Origin of the sequence: Streptomyces sp. NPDC049040 (genome assembly GCF_043197715.1) — a bacterium.
In the GTDB taxonomy this organism is placed as follows: Bacteria; Actinomycetota; Actinomycetes; order Streptomycetales; family Streptomycetaceae; genus Actinacidiphila.
The window spans coordinates 604,840-624,060 of record NZ_JBICTO010000002.1 but is presented as its reverse complement, the minus strand read 5'-3'; the positions used below and the strand labels follow the sequence as shown (position 1 = coordinate 624,060).

Annotated in this window: 17 protein-coding genes; 10 read left to right on the top strand and 7 right to left on the bottom strand. The window is 74.2% G+C overall.

Going from position 1 to position 19,221, the window contains the following annotated elements:
* The first annotated feature begins 190 nt into the window (after window positions 1-190).
* Window positions 191-478, top strand: coding sequence for a hypothetical protein (locus ACGFMP_RS07675; RefSeq protein WP_393670953.1), 288 nt, complete (start codon window positions 191-193; stop codon window positions 476-478).
* Window positions 479-493: 15 nt separating this feature from the next.
* On the opposite strand, the gene ACGFMP_RS07670 is transcribed toward ACGFMP_RS07675, so the two are convergent.
* The 3 genes from ACGFMP_RS07670 to ACGFMP_RS07660 are packed head-to-tail and all read right to left on the bottom strand — an operon-like array spanning window position 494 to window position 3,977.
* Complete coding sequence (locus ACGFMP_RS07670; protein WP_393670952.1) at window positions 494-1,594, bottom strand: prenyltransferase; 1,101 nt, start codon at window positions 1,592-1,594, stop codon at window positions 494-496.
* The gene (locus ACGFMP_RS07665; protein WP_393670950.1) at window positions 1,591-2,361 is read right to left on the bottom strand and encodes a methyltransferase domain-containing protein; all 771 of its coding nucleotides are present in this window, start codon (window positions 2,359-2,361) and stop codon (window positions 1,591-1,593) included. The genes ACGFMP_RS07670 and ACGFMP_RS07665 overlap by 4 nt, the downstream gene beginning before the upstream one ends.
* Complete coding sequence (locus ACGFMP_RS07660) at window positions 2,355-3,977, bottom strand: glycosyltransferase (RefSeq protein WP_393671364.1); 1,623 nt, start codon at window positions 3,975-3,977, stop codon at window positions 2,355-2,357. The genes ACGFMP_RS07665 and ACGFMP_RS07660 overlap by 7 nt, the downstream gene beginning before the upstream one ends.
* A 148-nt stretch (window positions 3,978-4,125) precedes the next feature.
* Here ACGFMP_RS07660 and ACGFMP_RS07655 point away from each other — a divergent pair, with 148 nt between their 5' ends.
* On the top strand, window positions 4,126-4,704 hold the full coding sequence (locus tag ACGFMP_RS07655; RefSeq protein ID WP_393670949.1) for a TetR family transcriptional regulator: 579 nt from the start codon (window positions 4,126-4,128) through the stop codon (window positions 4,702-4,704).
* Between the two features lie 375 nt (window positions 4,705-5,079).
* Window positions 5,080-5,694 carry a LuxR C-terminal-related transcriptional regulator gene (locus tag ACGFMP_RS07650; RefSeq protein ID WP_393670948.1) on the top strand — a complete coding sequence of 205 codons (615 nt, stop codon included), beginning with the start codon at window positions 5,080-5,082 and terminating at the stop codon, window positions 5,692-5,694.
* 28 nt (window positions 5,695-5,722) lie between these two features.
* Here the strand turns inward: ACGFMP_RS07650 and ACGFMP_RS07645 are convergent, their stop codons facing one another.
* The 4 genes from ACGFMP_RS07645 to lanKC form a co-directional block, all read right to left on the bottom strand.
* Complete coding sequence (locus ACGFMP_RS07645; RefSeq protein WP_393670947.1) at window positions 5,723-7,393, bottom strand: ATP-binding cassette domain-containing protein; 1,671 nt, start codon at window positions 7,391-7,393, stop codon at window positions 5,723-5,725.
* The gene (locus ACGFMP_RS07640; RefSeq protein WP_393670946.1) at window positions 7,386-9,062 is read right to left on the bottom strand and encodes an ABC transporter ATP-binding protein; all 1,677 of its coding nucleotides are present in this window, start codon (window positions 9,060-9,062) and stop codon (window positions 7,386-7,388) included. Before ACGFMP_RS07640 ends, ACGFMP_RS07645 begins: the two co-directional genes overlap by 8 nt.
* Before the next feature lie 84 nt (window positions 9,063-9,146).
* Entirely contained in the window at window positions 9,147-9,269 is a 123-nt protein-coding gene (locus ACGFMP_RS07635; protein WP_393670945.1) for a SapB/AmfS family lanthipeptide, read from the bottom strand.
* Between the two features lie 68 nt (window positions 9,270-9,337).
* A complete protein-coding gene (lanKC, locus tag ACGFMP_RS07630) occupies window positions 9,338-11,965 on the bottom strand; it encodes a class III lanthionine synthetase LanKC (protein ID WP_393670944.1) in 2,628 nt (875 codons plus the stop codon).
* Between the two features lie 366 nt (window positions 11,966-12,331).
* On the opposite strand from lanKC, the gene ACGFMP_RS07625 reads away from it, so the two are divergent.
* The 7 genes from ACGFMP_RS07625 to ACGFMP_RS07595 all read left to right on the top strand — a co-directional run bounded on the left by ACGFMP_RS07625 (window position 12,332) and on the right by ACGFMP_RS07595 (window position 19,193).
* Complete coding sequence (locus ACGFMP_RS07625; RefSeq protein ID WP_393670943.1) at window positions 12,332-13,186, top strand: helix-turn-helix domain-containing protein; 855 nt, start codon at window positions 12,332-12,334, stop codon at window positions 13,184-13,186.
* A 17-nt stretch (window positions 13,187-13,203) separates the two neighbouring features.
* A complete protein-coding gene (locus ACGFMP_RS07620; protein ID WP_393670942.1) occupies window positions 13,204-13,398 on the top strand; it encodes a DUF397 domain-containing protein in 195 nt (64 codons plus the stop codon).
* 99 nt (window positions 13,399-13,497) lie between these two features.
* On the top strand, window positions 13,498-14,775 hold the full coding sequence (locus ACGFMP_RS07615) for a prenyltransferase/squalene oxidase repeat-containing protein (protein WP_393670941.1): 1,278 nt from the start codon (window positions 13,498-13,500) through the stop codon (window positions 14,773-14,775).
* A complete protein-coding gene (locus ACGFMP_RS07610; protein ID WP_393670940.1) occupies window positions 14,775-15,404 on the top strand; it encodes an SCO2322 family protein in 630 nt (209 codons plus the stop codon). Before ACGFMP_RS07615 ends, ACGFMP_RS07610 begins: the two co-directional genes overlap by 1 nt.
* Window positions 15,401-16,759: a CbiQ family ECF transporter T component gene (locus ACGFMP_RS07605; RefSeq protein WP_393670939.1), complete on the top strand. Its 1,359-nt coding sequence runs from the start codon at window positions 15,401-15,403 to the stop codon at window positions 16,757-16,759. Before ACGFMP_RS07610 ends, ACGFMP_RS07605 begins: the two co-directional genes overlap by 4 nt.
* Window positions 16,756-18,381: an ABC transporter ATP-binding protein gene (locus ACGFMP_RS07600; protein ID WP_393670938.1), complete on the top strand. Its 1,626-nt coding sequence runs from the start codon at window positions 16,756-16,758 to the stop codon at window positions 18,379-18,381. Before ACGFMP_RS07605 ends, ACGFMP_RS07600 begins: the two co-directional genes overlap by 4 nt.
* Complete coding sequence (locus tag ACGFMP_RS07595; RefSeq protein ID WP_393670937.1) at window positions 18,378-19,193, top strand: ECF transporter S component; 816 nt, start codon at window positions 18,378-18,380, stop codon at window positions 19,191-19,193. Before ACGFMP_RS07600 ends, ACGFMP_RS07595 begins: the two co-directional genes overlap by 4 nt.
* Window positions 19,194-19,221 lie beyond the last annotated feature (28 nt).

Genomic DNA, 19,221 nt, shown 5'->3' with positions numbered 1-19,221 from the left:
GCGCTGAGCGCGCCGCCCCGGGCGGGCGGGGGGGGGGTGCCCCCGCCCCGCCGCGCCACCCCGCGGGGCTCACCGTTACCCCCGCGGGCGGGGGGCCGCCCCCCCCCCCCGGGGGGGGCCGGCCGCCGTGTTGCGCAAGGGGGTTCGAACGAACGGGTTTCGACCACCCGATCGGGGCAAGACGGCTGTCATGGCCAGACGGTATGGCGGCAACCCCGCCGCGGTGATCATTCTCATCGCCGCAGACATCGCTGCATTGATCCTCGTCCTGTGGATCCTCTTCTTCGTCTTCGACGCCAACCGGGCGAACGACTTGGTCGACTGGGTCCACCACTCGGCCAACTGGTTGGCAGGGTGGTCGAAGGACCTGTTCACGGTGGACAACGCCAAGTGGCGCACCGTGCTCAACTACGGCCTGCCTGCGGTCGTCTACATGCTGATCGCGCATGCCATCGCCGGCCGGGTCAACCGGGCCTGACGCCCGGGTGATCCGTCAGAGCCGGGTCGGACAGCAGCCGGGCGCAAGGCCGTTCGGCAGTCGCTCGGCCCCGAAAACGGCGGTGGTCGCCTCGTCCCCCCCGAGAGCGGCCACCGCCAACAGGAGTGCCCCGGCAGTCCAGGTGGTGCGCTCGGCGGGCCAGACCGCGTCGTCGTCGAAGACGTAGCCGGTCCAGTACAGGCCGTCCTCCGCCCGCAGGTGCTGCATGTCGGCGAGGATCCGCACCGCACGGTCGGACTCCCCCACCGCCCACAGCGCCAGGGCGAGTTCCGCGGTCTCGCCGCCGGTCACCCACGGATTGGGCAGCACGCAGCGCACGCCCAGTCCTGGCACCACGAAGCGCTGCCAGCCCTCCTCGATCCGCGCCAGCGCGCGCGGGCCGCGCAGGGCGCCGGAGAGCACCGGGTAGTACCAGTCCATCGAGTAGCGGCCCTTGTCGAGGAAGCGCTCGGGATGCCGCCGGATCGCGTGGCCGAGCGCACCGGTCGCCAGCTCCCAGTCCGGCTGCGGCTCCTCGCGGTGCTCGGCGATCGCCAGGGCGCAGCGCAGCGCCTGGTGCACCGAGGAACTCCCGGTCAGCAGCGCGTCGGTGACCGCCGCGCCGCCGCTCTCCGCTGCCTCACGCTTCCAGCCGATCTGCCCGCCGGGCTGCTGGAGTGCCAGGACGAACTCCACGGCGGCCGCGACCGTCGGCCAGATCCGCTCGATGAACGCGTCGTCACCGGTGGACAGGTAGTGGTGCCAGGCGCCGACGGCCACGTAGGCGCAGAAGTTGGACTCGCGGGCGCGGTCGGTCGGCCGCGCCGGATCGCCGTCCTGGTAGGCGGCGAACCACCCGCCGTCCGCCTCCTGGTGGCGTACCAGCCAGTCGTACGCGGCCGCCGCGGCCGCGTGTTCGCCCGCCGCGTCCAGCGCCATGGCCGCCTCGATGTGGTCCCACGGGTCCAGGTGGTGGCCGGGGAACCACGGGATGGCGCCGTCGGGACGCTGCACGGCGAGCATCGCGTCGACGGTCAGCGCGGCCTGCTCCGCGGTGAGCACACCGGGCAGCGCCAGCCGTTCCGTCCTGCGCTGACCGCGTTCCGCCCAGGTCACTTGGCGGCGTCCAGCGCGTCCAGCGCGTCCGGTGCGTCGAGCGCGTCCAGCGGGAGCCGGGGCTTGGTCGCGTAGGCCACGAAGCTCTTGCCGATCAGCGGGTTGAGCGCCTGCTCCGCGACCCTGGTGGCCAGCGGCTTCTTCATGATGTCCCAGACCAGCAGCTTGTGGTAGAGCTTCACCGGCAGCGCCTTGTCGTTGTCGACGCCGACGGCACACTTGATCCACCAGTACGGAGCGTGCAGCCCGTGCGCGTGGTGCGTGCCGTACGGGCGCAGGCCCGCCTCCCGCATCCGGTCGAGCAGTTGATCGGCCTTGTAGATGCGGATGTGGCCGCCCTCGACCTCGTGGTAGGCGTCGGACAGCGCCCAGCAGACCTTCTCAGGGCCGTAGCGCGGCACGGTCACCGCGATGCGGCCGCCGGGCCGCAGCACCCGCACCATCTCGGCGAGCACGCCCTTGTCGTCGGGGATGTGCTCCATCACCTCGGAGATGATGACCACGTCGAAGCTGTCGTCGGGGAAGGGCAGTCGGAGCGCGTCGCCCTCCATCGCGGTCGCGGACGCGCCGGCCGGCGCCTCGCCCGCCTCCTTCATCGCCGCGAACCACCTGGCGACCTCGCGGATCTCCTCGCCGTTGCGGTCGAGCGCGACGACGCGGGCGCCGCGCCGGTAGCACTCGAAGGCGTGCCGGCCGCCGCCGCAGCCCAGGTCGAGCACCCGGTCGCCCGCGGCGATCGGGAAGCGGGCGAAGTCGACGGTCAGCATGCGCGGTTCCCCGTTCCGGGTACGACGACGTTCTGGGCCGGTCCCCCTGCGGGGGCGGCTTCGCGCTCGGGCGCGAGGGCTTCTGCGGTGCGGGCGGCTTCACGCCCGGACGCTTCAGCGGTGCGGGCGGCCGCGCGGCCCGTCGCTTCAGCGGTGCGGGCGGCTTCACACCCTGTCGCTTCAGCGGTGCGGGCGGCCGCGCGGCCCGGGGCGGACGGGCTGCCCGCCACCGCAGGACCCGGGGCGCTGCCCGCCCCGCTCAGGAGCGCCGGCTCACGCGGTTCCGCGCGGCCCGCCGGGGCCCGTCCCGCGGTGCGGGCGGCACGCCCCCGAGGGGTGCCGCCCTGCGCGGCGATGGCCTCGCGGTAGAGCTCCGCGGTGGCGGAAGCGGCCCTGGTCCAGGTGAAGTTCGCCAGGACGCGGGCGCGGCCCGCGTCCGCCAGCCGGCGGCGCAGCCGCGGGTCGGCGAGGGCCAGGTCGAGGGCGGCGGCCAGCGCGCCCGCGTCGCCAGGCGGCACCGCGAGACAGGTCTCGCCGTCGGGCCCGGCGACCTCGGGCACGGCTCCGCCGGTGGTGGCGACCAGCGCGGTGCCGGTCGCCATCGCCTCCGCCGCAGGCAGCGAGAAGCCCTCGTAGAGCGAGGGCACGCACGCCACCTCGGCGCTGCGGATCAGGTCGACGAGTTCCGCGTCGCTGATGCCCTTGACGAAGTCGACGGCGTCCTGGAGGCCGAAGTCGTCGATGGCGTCGGCGACGGGCCCGCTCTCCGGACGGTTGCCGACCACCACCAGGTGCGCGGCCGGGTGCTGCACCCGGACCTTGGCCAGCGCCTCGACCAGGAAGACCAGGCCCTTGAGCGGTACGTCGGCGCTCGATGTGGTGACGATCCGTCCGGGCACCTCGGGTACCGCGGGGTCGGGGGCGAACAGCCGGGTGTCGGCGCCGATGGGCACGGTGTGGATGCGCTCGGGGCGCACCCCCAGGTCCGCGGTGATCTCGGCGCTCGACGAGCCGGACACGGTGAGCACAGAAGGCAGCCGCCCGGCCACCCGCTTCTGCATCCGGGTGAAGCCGTACCAGCGCCGTATCGACGCGCGCCGCTTCCAGTCGGCCGCCGCGGCCAGGTCGAGCCTGCGGTCCACGGTGATCGGGTGGTGCACGGTGGTGACCAGCGGCAATCCGAGGCCCAGCAGGCCGTAGCCGAGGGTCTGGTTGTCGTGGACGACGTCGAAGTCGGCGCGGCGGGCCGCCAGGTGCCGCCTGGCCCGCAGGCTGAAGGTCAGCGGCTCGGGGAAGCCCCCGGTCCACATCGTCGCGACTTCCAGCAGGTCGATCCAGTCGCGGTATTCGCCGCGCTTGGGTGTACGGAAGGGGTCCGGCTGCCGGTAGAGGTCGAGGCTGGGCAGCTCCGTGAGGGTGACACCGTCACCGAGCGCGTCCAGTACGGGGTACGGCTGCGCGCCGATCACCTCGACGCGGTGGCCGAGGGCGGCCAGCTCACGGGACAGGTGCCGGACGTACACGCCCTGGCCGCCGCAGTAGGGGTTGCCCTTGTAGCTGAGCAGCGCGATCCGTAGCGGCCTGGCCTCTGCCGTCACTCCCGGCCCCCTTCGCAGCGATAGAGCCGGAGCGTAACCGGTCGCGCTAATCTAGAACAAGTTTCAGACTCGATGGTACAGACGGCGAGTCCACCGGCAACCTGGCGGCCCCACGGGCGCTGCCCGGCAGCTGCCGGTGCCCGCGTGTGACGGATGGAAGTACGCCATGGGCCGCATCACCGCTTTGACCGTACGCCAGGAGGCCAGGCGGCGGCGCATCCTGGACGCCAGCACCAGGCTCGCCGCCGGCGGCGGCTTCGACGCGGTCCAGATGCGGGAGGTCGCCGAGGAGTCGGGCGTCGCGCTCGGCACCCTCTACCGCTACTTCCCCTCCAAGATCCACCTGCTGGTCGCCGTCATGCAGGACCAGCTCGGGCAGTTGCACGACGCGCTCCGCGACCGGCCGCCCGCCGCCGCGTCCCCCGGGGAACGGGTGGCAGAGACGCTGCTGCGGGCCTTTCGCGCGCTGCAGCGCGAGCCGCTGCTCGCCGACGCGATGGTGCGGGCACTGATCTTCGCCGACCGCTCGGTCAGGGCGGAGGTCGACACGGTCTCGGTGCTGACCCGGGCGATCATCCTCGATGCCATGCGGCTCGACGGCGAACCGTCGGCCGACTGCGTACGCGGCGTCCGCGTGGTGGAGCACACATGGCATGCGGCCCTGGTCGGCTGGCTGGGCGACCGCTCCCCCGTCGCCCAGGTCGCCGAGGACATCAAAACAGCCTGCCGCCTGATCCCCACCTGACCCCACCCCCGCAGCAGCCCGAGCACGGCGCGGGCTCGCCCGCCACTCGCAGCGTGGTGGTGCACTTCCCCGAGCCCGGTTCGCCGACGCAGGAGCGGCTCCGGCGGCTGGTGGGGCGGGCGGCGCCGGCCTCGTAGCGCCGTACACCCCGCGGACCCGCCGGGCGGACCCGCCCGGCGGATCCGTGCCGCGAACGGCCGTGCGCGGCGTACTCGGTGGCGTGCCGCGCGCCCCCCGAGCGCATCACAACCCCCTCGACTGCCCCCGAATGACCGGAATCCGGGTCCTCCCAGACATCTTGCCGGGGTAGAACCGGAGTGGGTGCGGAGCCTGACGTTCCGGGGACCGGTGCGATGACGATGGGGGAAATCCGAGTTGATACACGTGCTGGTGGCCCATGACACGAGCCTGCTGAGATCCGCTCTCGCGGCGTTACTCCGCAAGGAGCCGGACTTCGAGGTGACGGACTCCGGTTGGCACCACCTGAGCCAGACCGGCCGGCTGTACGGCCCGCACGTGTGCGTGGTCGACGCCGAGTGTCCCGGCTGGCGCCGTCACACCGACAGGGCCGCCGCCCCCGCGGTCGGCGCGCGGGGCGGCAGGAGCGAGTGCGCCCTGATCGTCCTGACCAGCGGGGGCAAGCCGGGCGACCTGCGGAGGGCCTACTCGGCGGACGCTCTGGGATACGTGAACAAGGACCGCTCCGCGGACCGGCTGCCCGCCGCGGTCCGGCAGGTCGCCCAGGGGAAACGGTTCGTCGACGAGTCGCTCGCCGTGGAATTCCTCCAGGCCGCGGACATGCCGCTGACCCCGCGGGAGCTCAGCGTGCTGTCGCTGAGCGCCGAGGGGGCGTCCGTCACCGAGATAGCCCGCAGCCTGCACCTGTGCAACGGCACCGTGCGCAACTACCTCGCCGCGATCACGCGCAAGACCGGTGCGCGCAACCGCGTCGACGCCATCCGCATCTCCCGCTTCGCGGGCTGGCTCTGACCGGTCCGCCGCCGGTGGACCGCCGCCGTCATGTGGCGACCCAGGCGGCGGCGAGGTCCTGGTAGAGCGGGGAGCCGGTCAGCAGCTCCGCGTGCGGGGCGCACGCGGTGTCCGCGCCGTCGAGGACGAGGGTGCGGTCCGCGCGGCGGGCCGAGCTGATCCGGTGGGCGATGACGACGAGGGTGGTGCCGGGCCGGGCCGCGAAGGCCGCCTCCGCGAACTCCTCCGCCGCCGGGTCGAGATGGCAGGTGGCCTCGTCGAGCACGACGACGCCGGCGGGAGCCAGGTAGGTACGTGCCAGGGCGATCAGCTGCCGCTCCCCCGCCGACAGCGCGGCCGGGTCGACCTCGCCGCCGGGTCCGCCGAGCGCGTCGACCAGCGCGGCGGCGCCCACCGCGGCCGCCGCGGCGCCGACCCCCGCGGGGGTGGTCTGCTCGCGGAGGTAGCCGATGTTCTCGGCCACGGTGCCCCGGAAGACGTAGGCCTCCTGCGGGACGAGGGCGACAGGGCACGCCCGCCGCACCTCGCCCTCGCACGGTTGCAGCAGGCCCGCGACCAGCCCGGCCAGCGTGGACTTGCCGGTGCCGCTCGGCCCGACGACGGCAAGGTGCTCGCCCGCGCGCACGGCCAGGTCGAGATCGCGCAGCACCGGCTCGGCGGCGGGCCCGTAGGCGAAGGTGACGCCCCGCAGGTCCAGCACGGTGCCGGGCGCGGGTGCGGCCGCGGGGCGCGCGGGCGGCGGGGCGGGCGCGGGTCCTGAACCGCCGGCGACCCGGGCGAGTACGACCCCGAGCCGGGTTCCGGCGACGCCCAGGGTGTGCACCAGGTTCTGCAGTGCGGGCTGCAGCGACTGCGTGAGGTAGGCGAAGGCGCCGAGCAGCGCCCCGGGCGTGACGCGGTGCGAGGACAGCAGCCACGGTGAGGCGACCAGGAGCAGCACCACCGGGAGCTGGCCGCCGACGGCGAGCGCCGCGGTCCGCAGCACCCCCCACCTGGCCAGGGCGCGGGCCGCCCGCAGCGCGGCCTCGACCCGGGCACCGGCCCGTTCGGCCATCGGCTGCTGCGCTCCGCACGCGGTGATGTCGCGCAGCCCGCCGACGAGCGCGCCGCACTCCTCGGCGACGGCCTCGTCCGCGATGAGGAAGCTGCGCTGCCGCTTGGCCAGCGGGCGCAGCGCGAGCACGAACAGCGCGGTGCCCGCGGCCAGCGGGGGCAGCACCACGAGCAGCAGGACGGGGGCGAGCGCGATCATGCCCGCGAGGGTGCCCGCCGCGGTGAAGAGGAAGGACCGCAGCACCATCACGATGCCGCCGAAGGAGTCCCTGGCGATCTCGACCTGGTGGGTGAGCCGGGAGACCACTGCCGAGTCGGCCGGTTGCCCGTCGCCGCCGACCGCGTCCCGCAGGGCGCGCCCGACCACCCGGCGGACCAGCCGGTCGCGCAGCGGTTCCACCAGCCCGGCGACCGCGCCGAAGACCCGCGAGGTGCCGTAGGCGCCGACCGGTACGGCCGCGGCGGCCAGCGCGAGCCACCACAGGCCGGTGCCCTGCCGGCCGCGCAGGAAGCCCTCGTCCATCGCGCGGGCCAGCGCGAAGCCGAAGAGGAAGGTCTGCCCGGCCTCGAGCACCGACCAGCACAGCAGTACCGCGACGACGCGGCCGCGCCCGCGGACCGCGTCCCTGATCCTGATCTCATTCATCGGCGCCGGCCCCGAAGAGCGCCCGGTAGCCGGGCTCCGCCCACAGCACCTCGTGCGGCGCGAAGGCGCGGACGCGCCCCTCGTCGAGCCAGGCGACCAGGTCGGCGCGGGCGGCGGTCGAGGCGCGGTGGGTGGTCAGCAGCCGGGTCCTGTGCGAGTGGTCGTGGAAGAGCGCGCGGGCCACCTTGACCTCGGTGACGGTGTCGAGGCTGGATGTCGCGTCGTCCAGCACCAGCAGCCGCCCGGAATGGGCGAACGCCCTTGCCAGGCCGAGGCGTTGGATCTCGCCGCCGGAGAAGGGCGCGCGGCTGCGGGCGGTGGCGTAGCCGTCGGGGAGCAGCCGGACGAAGCCGTCCGCCTCGGCGGCGCGGGCCCCTTCTGTGACCTTGTCGGGTGGCAGCGGGCGTGGTCCGAAGGCGATGGCGTCGCCGATGGTGTCGCCGAGCAGCACCGGCCGTTCGAAGGCGTATCCGACGGCGTCCCGCAGTTCGTGCCCCGACAGTTCCGGCAGCGGGCAGCCGTCGAGCAGGACGGTCCCGCTGTCGGGCTCCGCCAACCGGCCTGCGAGCGAGGCGAGTACGGACTTGCCCGCGCCGGAGCGCCCGACCACCGCCACGCTGTGCCCGCCGGGCACCGTCAGGTCGAGCCGGTCCAGTACGGTCTCCGCGCCGCGGACCGCGGTGACGCCGCGCAGCTCCAGGGTGCCGGGCCCGTACTCGGGCAACCGCCGCTCGCCGTAGGCGGGAACGGGCACTGCCAGCACCTCGTCGACCCGTGTCGCGGCGGCCCTGCCCTTGACGAGGGCGCCCAACTGGCCGACCACCACGCCGATTCCGGTGGCCAGCAGCACATAGCGGCTGGCGGCGAGCAGGTCGCCGAGGCTCAGCGCGCCCGCGGTCAGCCTGATCCCGCCGACCGCGAGGACGGTGATCTGCAGCAGCGGGACGAGCACGGCGGCCTGGGCGTTCGCGCGGCCCTGGACCTGCCACATCCGCCGCCCCTGCGTGCCGAGTTCCGGCAGCGGTCCCAGGACCCGGTTGTTCTCCCGTTCCTCGGTTCCCGCCGCGGCGATCGTCCTGGCGCCGCCGAGCGCCTCCATCAGCAGGGTGGCGATGCGGCCCTGTGCCTTCTGGTATTCGGTGATGCAGTCCGACGTGGCCCGCGCGAAGCGCTGCACCAGCAGGGTCAGCAGCGGTGCGCCGGCGAGGAAGGCGACGGCCAGCCACACATCGGTCAGGCCGAGTGCGACGATGCCGCCGAGCGGTGCGGCGAGCGCCGCGGGGAGCGCCGCTCCGGCCGCGGGGGTGGCGGCGGCGTCAGAGGCGTTGCCGACCACCCGGGTGACCAGGTCGCCTGTCCCCTTGTCCGCCGCGCGCGGCCCGGCCGCCAGGACGTGGCGTACGGTGCGGCGGCGGATCCGGGCGGTGGCGCGGGCGGTGGTGAGGCCGGCGAGCAGGTCGGCGCCTGCGTCGGTGGCCGTCTGGGCGGCGACGACCAGGACGCACAGCAGCACCCAGTGCGCGGAGTCCGCACCGCGCAACAGCTGGTCGAGGGCGCGGCCGAGGGCGAAGGGCAGGGCGAGCGCGAGGCCGGCCGAGACCAGTCCGAGTCCGGTGATTCCCACCACCCTTGCGACGTTGTGCTGCGTGGCATCGGCCACGACCGCCATGTGGGTGCTCCTTCCCTGCGAGCGGAGTGCGTGGAGTACGGCGAAGCCCCGGGCGGCCTGGCGGGCCGCCCGGGGCAGGGTGCCCTACAGGCAGATGAGGAAGCTCACCGAGCTGATGCAGCCGATCAGGCTGAGCGCGCTCAGGGACGCGGGCGCGGTGGTGTCGTCCTTGACCGCTTCCAGGTTCTGCAGGTCGAGAAGTGCCATGACAGTGTCCTTTCGATGGGAGGAACTCCAGGTGGTGCACGGCTCCGGCCAGGGCGGCCGGACCCGGATCAGGAGCCGCCGGCGAGCGGCGGCAGGAAGGGCAGCCCGGCGGTGGAGCCGCTGCGGGCCGCGCCCAGGGCGAGCAGGCATCCGGCGGTGCCGGTGCCGAGGTCCATCGACAGCCGCATCATCTGGTTGCCGGGGAAGGCGAGCCCGCCGCGGTAGGGCATGCCGTACCAGCCGAGCGCGTCGATCTGGGCGGCGAGTGCGCCCTCGGGCAGCGCGGGCGTGCTGGTGCGGGCGAGGTGCAGGATCATGCCGGCCCGGCCGGAGAACAGTCCGGGCTGGGCGTACAGGCGCAGGGTGGCCGCGGCGACGATGTCGGTACGGGCCTGCTCGAAGCGGTCGGCGACCGCCGGGTCGAGGTTGCCTGCGGCGCGGGCGAGTTGCAGGAAGTCGTCGAGGACGAGGCCGATGCCGACGCTGCCGTCGCCGACGTAGGGCATGGTGCGCCAGCCCTCGTCCACGTCGAGTCCGCCGGCGGCGGTGCGCACGCAGCGGTCGAGGTCGAGTTGCAGGGCGCGGGTGGCGTGGGTGAGCAGGGCGGGGGCGCCGAGGCGTTCGTGGAGCCGGGTGAAGAGCAGTGCGGGGCCGGCGGCGCCGCGCATCAGCCCGGCGCGCGGGGTACCGGTGGCGGCGAGGCGTGCGGCCACGATGCCGGCGGCCTCCAGCGCGCGTTCCTGGAGATCGGTCTCGCCTGTGCGGTGGGCGAGGTGGTCGAGGACCAGTCCGATGCCCGCGAGGCCGCCGGACAGGTCGGAGCCGGACTGCTGCCATTTCTCGCCGAGCAGGGTGCGGATCAGCTCCAGGGCGCGTTCGGTGTGGCCGAGCCGGTCCAGCGTGTACGCGATGCCCGCGATGCCGTCGTAGAGGCCGAGCGGGGTGCCGGCGGGCGGCGGTGCGGTGCGGTCGAGCAGCCAGCGCTCGCCCTCTTCGTAGCGGGGCAGCCCGGTCTCCTCGAGGGCGAGCAGGACGCCGGCGGCGCCGTGGCCGACGCCGAGGCCGCCACCGTCGGAGAACTGCACGATGTCGCCGGGGAAGAGCCGGTCCTCCCGGCCGGGTGTGGCGGAGGCGAGGATCGCCTCGGCCATGGCGTCCCGGGCGGCGGGCCAGTCGGTGGTCGCGGCGGGCAGGTAGCGGCCGGTGCGGCGGTCCGCCGCGGGCAGGTCGCGGGTGATCTCGGCGACGGCCTCTTCGAGGAAGGCGCGCGGCACCGGGAACTGCTCGCCGATGACCTCGGCGAGGTGGCCGGCCTTCTCCCGGTCCACCGGGAGCAGGGTGGTGACGGGAAGGAAGAGCGCCAGCCGCAGGCAGGCCAGGGCGTAGTGGTCGACCGCGGTGCCGCGGCGGTCGCGCGGTGCCATGAAACCGGGGTGGGCGACCGACTGGCGGAGGTTGTCGGTGTCGGCCGCGGCGGCCTCGAAGTCCAGCAGCCGCACCGACTCGCCGTCCTGGCCGATCATGATGTTGTACATGTGCAGGTCGTTGAAGACGACACCGCGGGAGTGGACGGCGGCGACGGCCCGTTCGACACCGGCGTGGACGCGCAGTGCCCACCGGGTGTAGTCGGCGACCACCTCCGGGTCGGGGTCCGGCGAGAGCAGCGGGTGGCGGTGGCTGAACTGGCTGTTCAGAGGCGTGCCTTCGAGGAATTCCATCACCAGGAAGCGGTGGTCCCCGAGCACGAACCAGTCGCGTACCTCCGGGGCGACGCCCAGGCCCGACAGCCGCAGCAGCGCGTCCCTTTCGCGTTCGAGCCGGGTGACGGCGTCGGCGCCGTCGGAGGCGAGCCCGGCGTGCGGGCGGCCCTCCTTGAGCACCACCTTCTCGCCGCTGCGGGTGTCGGTGCCGATGTAGACCCCGCCGCCGTTGGAGAAGTGCAGTGCCGATTCGATGCGGTAGGGCAGGTCGCCGACGGTCGTGCTGTTGCGCGCCTGCAAGTGCGGATGCAGGAAGTCGGGCAGCGTCACCCAGTCGGGTACGTGGAAGGCGGGGGCGCGACTGTCGGGTACGAGCCGGCCTTCCGCGTCCTCGATCGCGGACACCAGGGTGCCGCGCTCGCCGACGCAGAAGCGCTTCAGGAAAGCGCCGTAGCGTACGTAGAGCGGCCCTTCCCCCCAGCGCAGGTCGGTGAGGATGTAGGGGCCAGGTTCCCCGTCGAGCAATTCACCGAGTTCTTCGAGTATTTCCCGCAGTTGCTGCTCGCTGTCCGGATAGATCGTGACGAATTTCCCGCTGGTGTCACGGCCGGCGTACTTCGAGTTGCGCAGGAGCAGCATTTGCGGGCTGGGGACGAATTTGAACGGGATGCCGCGCGGGACGCAGTGGTCCCAGACTTTTGCGGCCACCTTGTCGGCATTGCCGAGCGCGGCGGACACATGGATCTTCCAGCCCTGTCGCGGGCGGCTGCCCCGACCGGAGCCCGGCGTCGGATCGAGGTGCAGCCAGTCGCCAGTCCGCACCATCTGCCAGCCCTGCGGGACGTCGCGCTGCGCCGTCTCGAAGTTCTCCACGAGCGGCTCCGCGGCGGTACCCGAAGCGGACCCGGAATCGTCGCGCACCGCGAAGGGAAGCCGGTCGAGACTCTCGTAGAAGTACCGGTCCGCAAGACAGAATATTTCGTAGCGATTGTCCATCGATCCCCCCAGTGGCGGTGACGGACAAAGATTTTCATATCAGCGAGGGAATGGTGAAGTAACCGATGTCACCTCATGACCGTGCAGAACGCACGGGTCCGGCAGGCGTGATGAATGGGCCGGCACCCGGCGGGCAGTCGCGGGGATGACGGGTGCACCTCAAGTGGCACCGGTCATCGCCGTGACCGCGTACCCCTGTCAACAACCGCACGTCCCAGGGGAGTTGACTGTTCATGTACGCATGCCCCTCAGAACCATATGGGGCAATAGTGCCCCTCTGCAACCTTGTCGCCGAAATTTCCAGAAACGATCTGGACCCGAGGTGAGCGGAACGGCACACTCGAACCAGCATCAAGAAGGGACACCATGCCGCTCAGAAGCACCGCAACCGCCCGCCAGGAGCGCCTCGGTGCGGAGCTACGGAAAATGCGCGAGGCAGCCGGCATCACCGCTCGCGACACCGCCCGTCTGCTCGGCACCGACCCCGCGAAGGTCAGCCACATCGAAGCCGGGCGGCTCGGAGTCAGCGAGGAGCGGCTGCGCCGCCTCGCCTCGTTCTACGAATGCGGCGACACCGAACTCATCGACGCCCTGGTCGTGATGGCCAACGGGCTCGGCCGCAAAGGCTGGTGGGAGACCTACCGCGGGGTGGTGCCGGCAGCGCTGCTGGACATCGCGGAACTCGAGTTCCACGCCACCTGGCTGCGCACCATCCAGATCACCCACATCCCCGGGGTGTTCCAGACCGAGGACTACACCCGTACGGTCTTCGGCTACGCGATCCCGCCGCTGCCGCCGGGCGAGCTGGAGGCCAGGGTCGCCCAGCGGATGGAGCGCTCGGGGGTGCTCTACCGGGAGTCGGCCCCGCGCTACGAAGCGCTGATCCACGAGGCGGCGCTGCGCATGCGGTTCGGCGGTGGAAAGGTCGCGCGCGCCCAGCTCGAACACCTCCAGGAGCTGAGCCACCTGCCGCACATAAGCGTCCGCGTCATCCCGTTCGCCGCGGACGGCCACATCGGTTCCGGCCACGCGATGCTCTACACCAGCGGGACCGTCCGCGCGCTCGACACCGTGCAGATCGACTCCGCGCACGGCGTCACCTTCCTGCACGCGGCGCCGCAACTGGCCAACTACCGAACGCTGTACAACACCCTCGCCGCGGTCGCACTCGACGAGTCCCAGTCCCGGGACTTCATCCTCAGCGCCGCCAGAGAACTCTGAGACCGGAAGGCCAGCCGATGACCGCGCCGACGCTGATCTGGCAGAAGTCCACGTATTCGCAGGAGCAGGGGGACTGCGTGGAACTCGCCGTCACGGCCGGGGGTGCGGTGCTGCTGCGCGAGAGCGACGAACCGGGCGTCGTGCTCTCCACCACACCTTCGGCCCTGGCCCGCTTCCTCCAGTCGATCAAGCACGGGGCCGCCGCCACATAGCACCCGGTGGCGGCCGGGGGGTGCCGGAGGTCACCCCTGGCGGACGGCCGCCACACGTTAGGGTGAGGGCTCCCCCAGACCCGGAAAGGCCTCGACCTCATGCCCCTGCGCCGCCGCGCCGCCCTCGTGCTGGCCGCCGTCACGTCGCTCACCGCACTGACGGCACCCCTCGCACTCGCGGACACCACGCCGCAGGCGGCCACCGGAACCGCGCAGGCCCCGGCACCGCCGTCCCGCGGCGACCTGTACGGCACGGCCGACCCGACGTACGACGGGGTGTGGCGGCAGGCGTACGCGGAGAAGGCCATATCGACGTCCGGCTACGTGGTCGGCGCCGCCGCCACCCGCTGGCTGCTCGCCCAGCAGTGCGCGGACGGCGGCTGGCCGTCCTACCGCGCCGACACCGCCAAGGCATGCGACCCGAAGACCGAGGACACCAACGCCACCGGCATGGCCCTGAACGCCCTGGTCGTCGTGCGCGGCGCCGGGACCAGCGAGGCCCTGGAACGGGGCCAGGCATGGCTGCGCACGGTCCAGAACGCCGACGGCGGCTGGTCGTACAACCCGGGCGGCGCCTCCGACCCCGACTCCACCGCCATCGCGCTGGGCGCGCTCGGCAAGGACGCCGCCGGCACGCCCAACGCCAAGGGCAAGACGTCCTACGCCGCCCTGCGCGGCTTCCAGTTCGGCTGCGCGGCCAAGGCCGCCGACCGCGGCGCCTTCGGCTACCCGGGGACCGACGGCAAGCTGAAGGCCAACGCCAAGGCCACCGCCGACGCCATCAACGGCCTGGTCCAGGGGCACCTCACCGGCTACACCTACGACAAGCCGTCGACCACCACCCCGGCGGCGGCGCCCAAGCCGGCGGACTGCGACACCGACGCCAAGGCCTACGACTCGCTCGACGCGAACGGCGCCGCGAACGCCGCCGCCGACTGGCTGGTCGCCCAACTGCGCGCGGGCGGCGGCCACCTCAACGCGGTCACGCCCGGCGCCGACACCCCGACGCCCGACTACGGCACCACCGCCGACGCCGTGGCGGCCCTCGACGGCATCGGCCGCTCGGCCGACGCGAAGGCCGCCGCCGACTGGCTGGCCGCCGACTCCGCGGCCTGGTCCAAGGGCAACCCGGCCGCGCTGGCCCAGCTGATCATGGCCGGCGCCGGCCGGACCGGGGCCGTCGACGGCCCGCTCCAGCAGCTCATCGCGCTCGGTCCCGCGGCCACCAAGCGGGCCACCGGCGCGATGCCCGGCGCCGAGGAGAAGAAGGACGACTCCTCCTCCGGCAGCACCACCTGGATCGTCGTCGGCGTCGTCTTCGTCGCCAGCGCCGGCGTCGGCCTGCTGATCAGCGGGCGGAAGCGACGGCAGGGCTGATGCGCTGCCGCCGCCTCGCCGCACTCCCGGCAGCCGCCGCGGTCCTGCTGCTGCTCGCCGTCGCCGCCCCCGCGCACGCCGCCGGTTACCGCTACTGGTCCTACTGGCTGAACTCCGGGGGCAGTTGGACCTACGCACAGACCGGCCCCGCGATGCACACGCCCGCCGACGGCAGCGTCGAGGGCTGGCGCTTCGCGATCAGCAAGGACGCGGCGGCGAAGGCCGTCCAGCCGCGCGGCAGCGCGGACTTCGCCCACATCTGCGCGGCCGTCCCCCCGGTGCGGGGCAGCAAGCGCGTCGCCCTGCTCATCGACCCCGGCACGCCCGCCGACGCCCCCACCACCGCGGCCCCGCCCGCACCCCGCACCGCCTGCGCCCGGATCCCGCAGAACGCGTCCTCGGCCGACGCCCTCGCCGCCGTGGCAAGGCCGCTGCGCTACAACTCCGCCGGCATCGTCTGCGCCATCACCGGCTATCCGGCCGCCGGCTGCGGCGAGCAGGTGTCGTCGTCCACCGCGTCGGCCCCAAAGTCCTCGCACGACGGCCCCTCCCTCGGCCTGATCGCGGGCGCGGCCGCCGTCGCCGCCCTGGCGGCAGCGGCCATCTGGCAATCCCGCCGCCGCCGATGACCGCGCCGGTCCCCCCGCCGGCGGACGGCCCGCGGAAGAGGCCGCCGAGCCCGCGCCCGCCCGGCCGCCCCGCCACCACACCCCCTGGCGCCCCCGGCAGCCTCCCGGCGGCACCGCCCGCTCGGCCGGCCACCGGCCACAGCACCGGCAGCCAAGCCCCCGCACCCGGCGACCCCACGGGCACCCCCGGCAGCGCGCCCGCGCTGCCGGCCGCGGACGACCGCGGCGCGGGCGCCGGTGCCCGGCTTCCCAAGGCCGCCTTGCGGCCGCTGACGCGCCGGGCCGGCAGGTCCGCCGGCACCCTGCACGCCGGGGCCTGGTGGGTGTGGGCCCTGGGGCTGGCCACCGCCGCGAGCCGGACCACCAACGTGCTGCTGCTCGGCCTGGTCACGGCGGTGGCCGGCTACGTGGTGGCGGCCCGGCGGACCGACGCCCCCTGGTCGCGCTCCTACGGGACCTTCCTGCGGCTCGGCCTCGCGGTGCTGGCGATCCGCCTCGTCTTCGCGGTGCTGCTCGGCTCGCCGATCCCCGGCACCCACACCCTCTTCACGCTGCCGGAGATCCCGCTGCCCGGCTGGGCGCAGGGCGTCCGCCTCGGCGGCAGGGTCACCGCCGAGGCGGTGGTCTTCGCGCTCAGGGACGGCATGAAGCTCGCCACCCTCCTGGTCTGCGTCGGCGCCGCCAACTCGCTGGCGAATCCGGCCCGGCTGCTCAAGTCGCTGCCGGGCGCGCTGTACGAGGCGGGCGTCGCCGTCGTGGTGGCGATGACCTTCGCCCCGCACCTGGTCGCGGACGTGGCCCGGCTGCGGGCCGCCCGGCGCCTGCGCGGCCGGGACGACCGCGGTGTCAGGGCGCTGCTCCAGGTCGGACTGCCGGTCCTGGAGGGCGCGTTGGAGCGCTCGGTGGCGCTGGCCGCCGCGATGGACGCGCGCGGCTACGGGCGTACCGCCGACGTGGCGCCGGCCGTTCGCCGCGCCACCGCCGCCCTCACCGTCGGCGGCCTGCTCGGCATCTGCGCCGGCACCTACGCGCTGCTCGCCGCGAGCGGCGCCGGCTACGGCATGCCGGTGCTGCTGCTGGGCGTCGCGGCGGCGACGGCGGGGCTGCGGCTCGGCGGGCTGCGCTCGCCGCGCACCCGCTACCGGCCGGACGCGTGGGGTGGCAGGGCCTGGCTGGTCGCGGGCTCGGGTGTCGCGGTGGCCGCGGCGATGATCGCCGCGACCGCCTACGCGCCGGCGGCTCTCGACCCGCCCGCGGTGCCGCTGACCGCGCCCACCCTCCCGCTGTGGCCGGCGGCGTGCGTGCTGCTCGGCCTGGTCCCCGCCCTCGCCGCCCCGAAGGGAGCCTTGCGGTGATCCGTTTCGAGCAGGTCTCCTTCCGCTACGCGGACACCCCGCAGGCCGCGGCGCCGGCACTCCAGGGCGTCGACATCGATGTGCCCGAGGGTGAGTTGTGCCTCGTGGTGGGGCCCTCCGGGGTCGGCAAGTCCACCCTGCTCGGTGCGGTGAGCGGCCTGGTGCCGCACTTCACCGGCGGCCACCTCACCGGCCGGGTCACGGTCGCGGGCCGCGACACCCGCACCCACCGGCCGCGTGAACTCGCCGACATCGTCGGCACGGTGGGGCAGGATCCGCTGTCGCACTTCGTGACCGACACCGTCGAGGACGAACTCGCCTACGGCATGGAGTCGTTGGGCATCGCCCCGGACACCATGCGGCGCCGCGTGGAGGAGACCCTCGACCTGCTGGGCCTGGCCGAGCTGCGCGACCGCCCGATCGCGACGCTGTCCGGCGGGCAGCAGCAGCGGGTCGCGATCGGCTCGGTGCTGACCGTGCACCCCAAGGTGCTGGTGCTCGACGAGCCGACCTCCGCGCTCGACCCCGGCGCGGCCGAGGAGGTGCTCGCGGTGCTCCAGCGGCTGGTCCACGACCTCGGGACGACCGTGCTGCTCGCCGAGCACCGCCTGGAGCGGGTCGTGCAGTACGCCGACCAGGTCATCCTGCTGCCCTCCCCCGGCGCCCCGCCGGTCGTCGGGCCGCCTGCCGACATCATGGCCGTCTCGCCCGTCCACCCCCCGGTGGTGGCCCTCGGCCGCCTCGCGGGCTGGTCGCCGCTGCCGCTGTCGATACGCGACGCCCGCCGCGCGGCGGCCCCGCTGCGCGAACGCCTCGCGGACCGTACCCCCGCCGTGGCCGACGGCGGTCCGGCGTCCGGTGAACTCCTGGTCAGGGCCGAGCGGTTGGGCGTGAGACGAGGGCGGGTGGAGGCGCTGCGGGGCGTGGACCTGACCGTGCGGGCGGGCGAGACGGTGGCGCTGATGGGACGCAACGGCGCCGGCAAGTCCACCCTGCTCTCCACGTTGGTCGGCCTGCACACCCCGTCCGCGGGCGCGGTCACCGTCGGCGGCGCGGTCCCGCACCGCACCAGGCCCGCGGAACTGCTGCGCCGGGTCGGCCTGGTCCCGCAGGAGCCGCGCGACCTCCTCTACGCCGACACCGTCGCCGCCGAGTGCGCCGCCGCCGACCGGGACGCCGCCGCGGCGCCCGGCACCTGCCGCGGCCTGGTCGCCGACCTGCTGCCCGGGGTGCAGGACACCGCCCATCCGCGCGACCTGTCCGAGGGCCAGCGGCTCTCGCTCGCGCTGGCGATCGTGCTGACCGCGAGCCCGCCGGTGCTGCTGCTCGACGAGCCGACCCGCGGCCTGGACTACGCGGCGAAGTCCCGGCTGGCAGGCCGGCTGCGGGCGCTCGCCGCCGCCGGCCATGCCATCGTGCTGGCCACCCATGACGTGGAACTGGCCGCCGACCTCGCGCACCGGGTGGTGATCCTCGCGGACGGCGAGGTGGTCGCGGACGGCCCGGCCGCCGACGTCGTCCTGTCCTCGCCCGCCTTCGCCCCGCAGACGGCGAAGGTGCTCGCGCCCGCGCCCTGGCTCACCGTCACCCAGGTCACCCGGGCGCTGGAGGCCACCCCATGACCGCCGGCCCCCGCCCGGTCGGGCTCGGACCCCGCGCCGTCACGGTGCTCGCCCTGGTCTCGGCGATCGGTGCCGCCGCCTTCTGCTGGCCGCTGGTCGCCTCGCACGGCTCGGCGGTGGCCGCGCACAGCGCCGACGCGCCCTGGCTCTTCGCCGCGCTGCTGCCGCTGCTGGTCGCCGTGGTGATCGCCACGATCGCCGACAACGGCATGGATCCCAAGGCCGTCGCCATGCTCGGCATGCTCGCCGCCGCGGGGGCCGCACTGCGGCCGCTGGGGGCGGGGACGGCGGGTATCGAGCCGATGTTCTTCCTGATGGTGCTGTCGGGCCGGGTGCTAGGACCCGGCTTCGGCTTCACGCTCGGTTCCCTGACGATGTTCGCGTCCGCGCTGCTGACCGGCGGTGTCGGCCCGTGGCTGCCGTTCCAGATGCTCGCCATGGGGTGGGTCACCATGGGCGCGGGCCTGCTGCCACGGCCCGGCCTGCGCGGCCGGGCCGAAGTGGTGCTGCTCGCGGTGTACGGGGCGGTGGCCGCTGTGGCCTACGGCACCGTGATGAATCTGCAGGGCTGGCCGTACATCGGCGGCCTGGCCTCCGACATCAGCTACTCGCCGCACGTCTCACTGGGTGCGAACCTGGCGCGGTTCGCCACCTACTGCCTGACCACGTCGCTCGGTTGGGACGTCCCCCGCGCGGCCCTCACCGCGGTCCTCTCGTTCACCCTCGGCCCCACGGTGCTCGCGGCCCTGCGCCGCGCGACCCGTCGCGCGGCGTTCTCCCCCGCGACCACCTTCACCCCTCCCGGGGACTGAGGCGGGCACCGCGAAAGGTGCGGCAGAC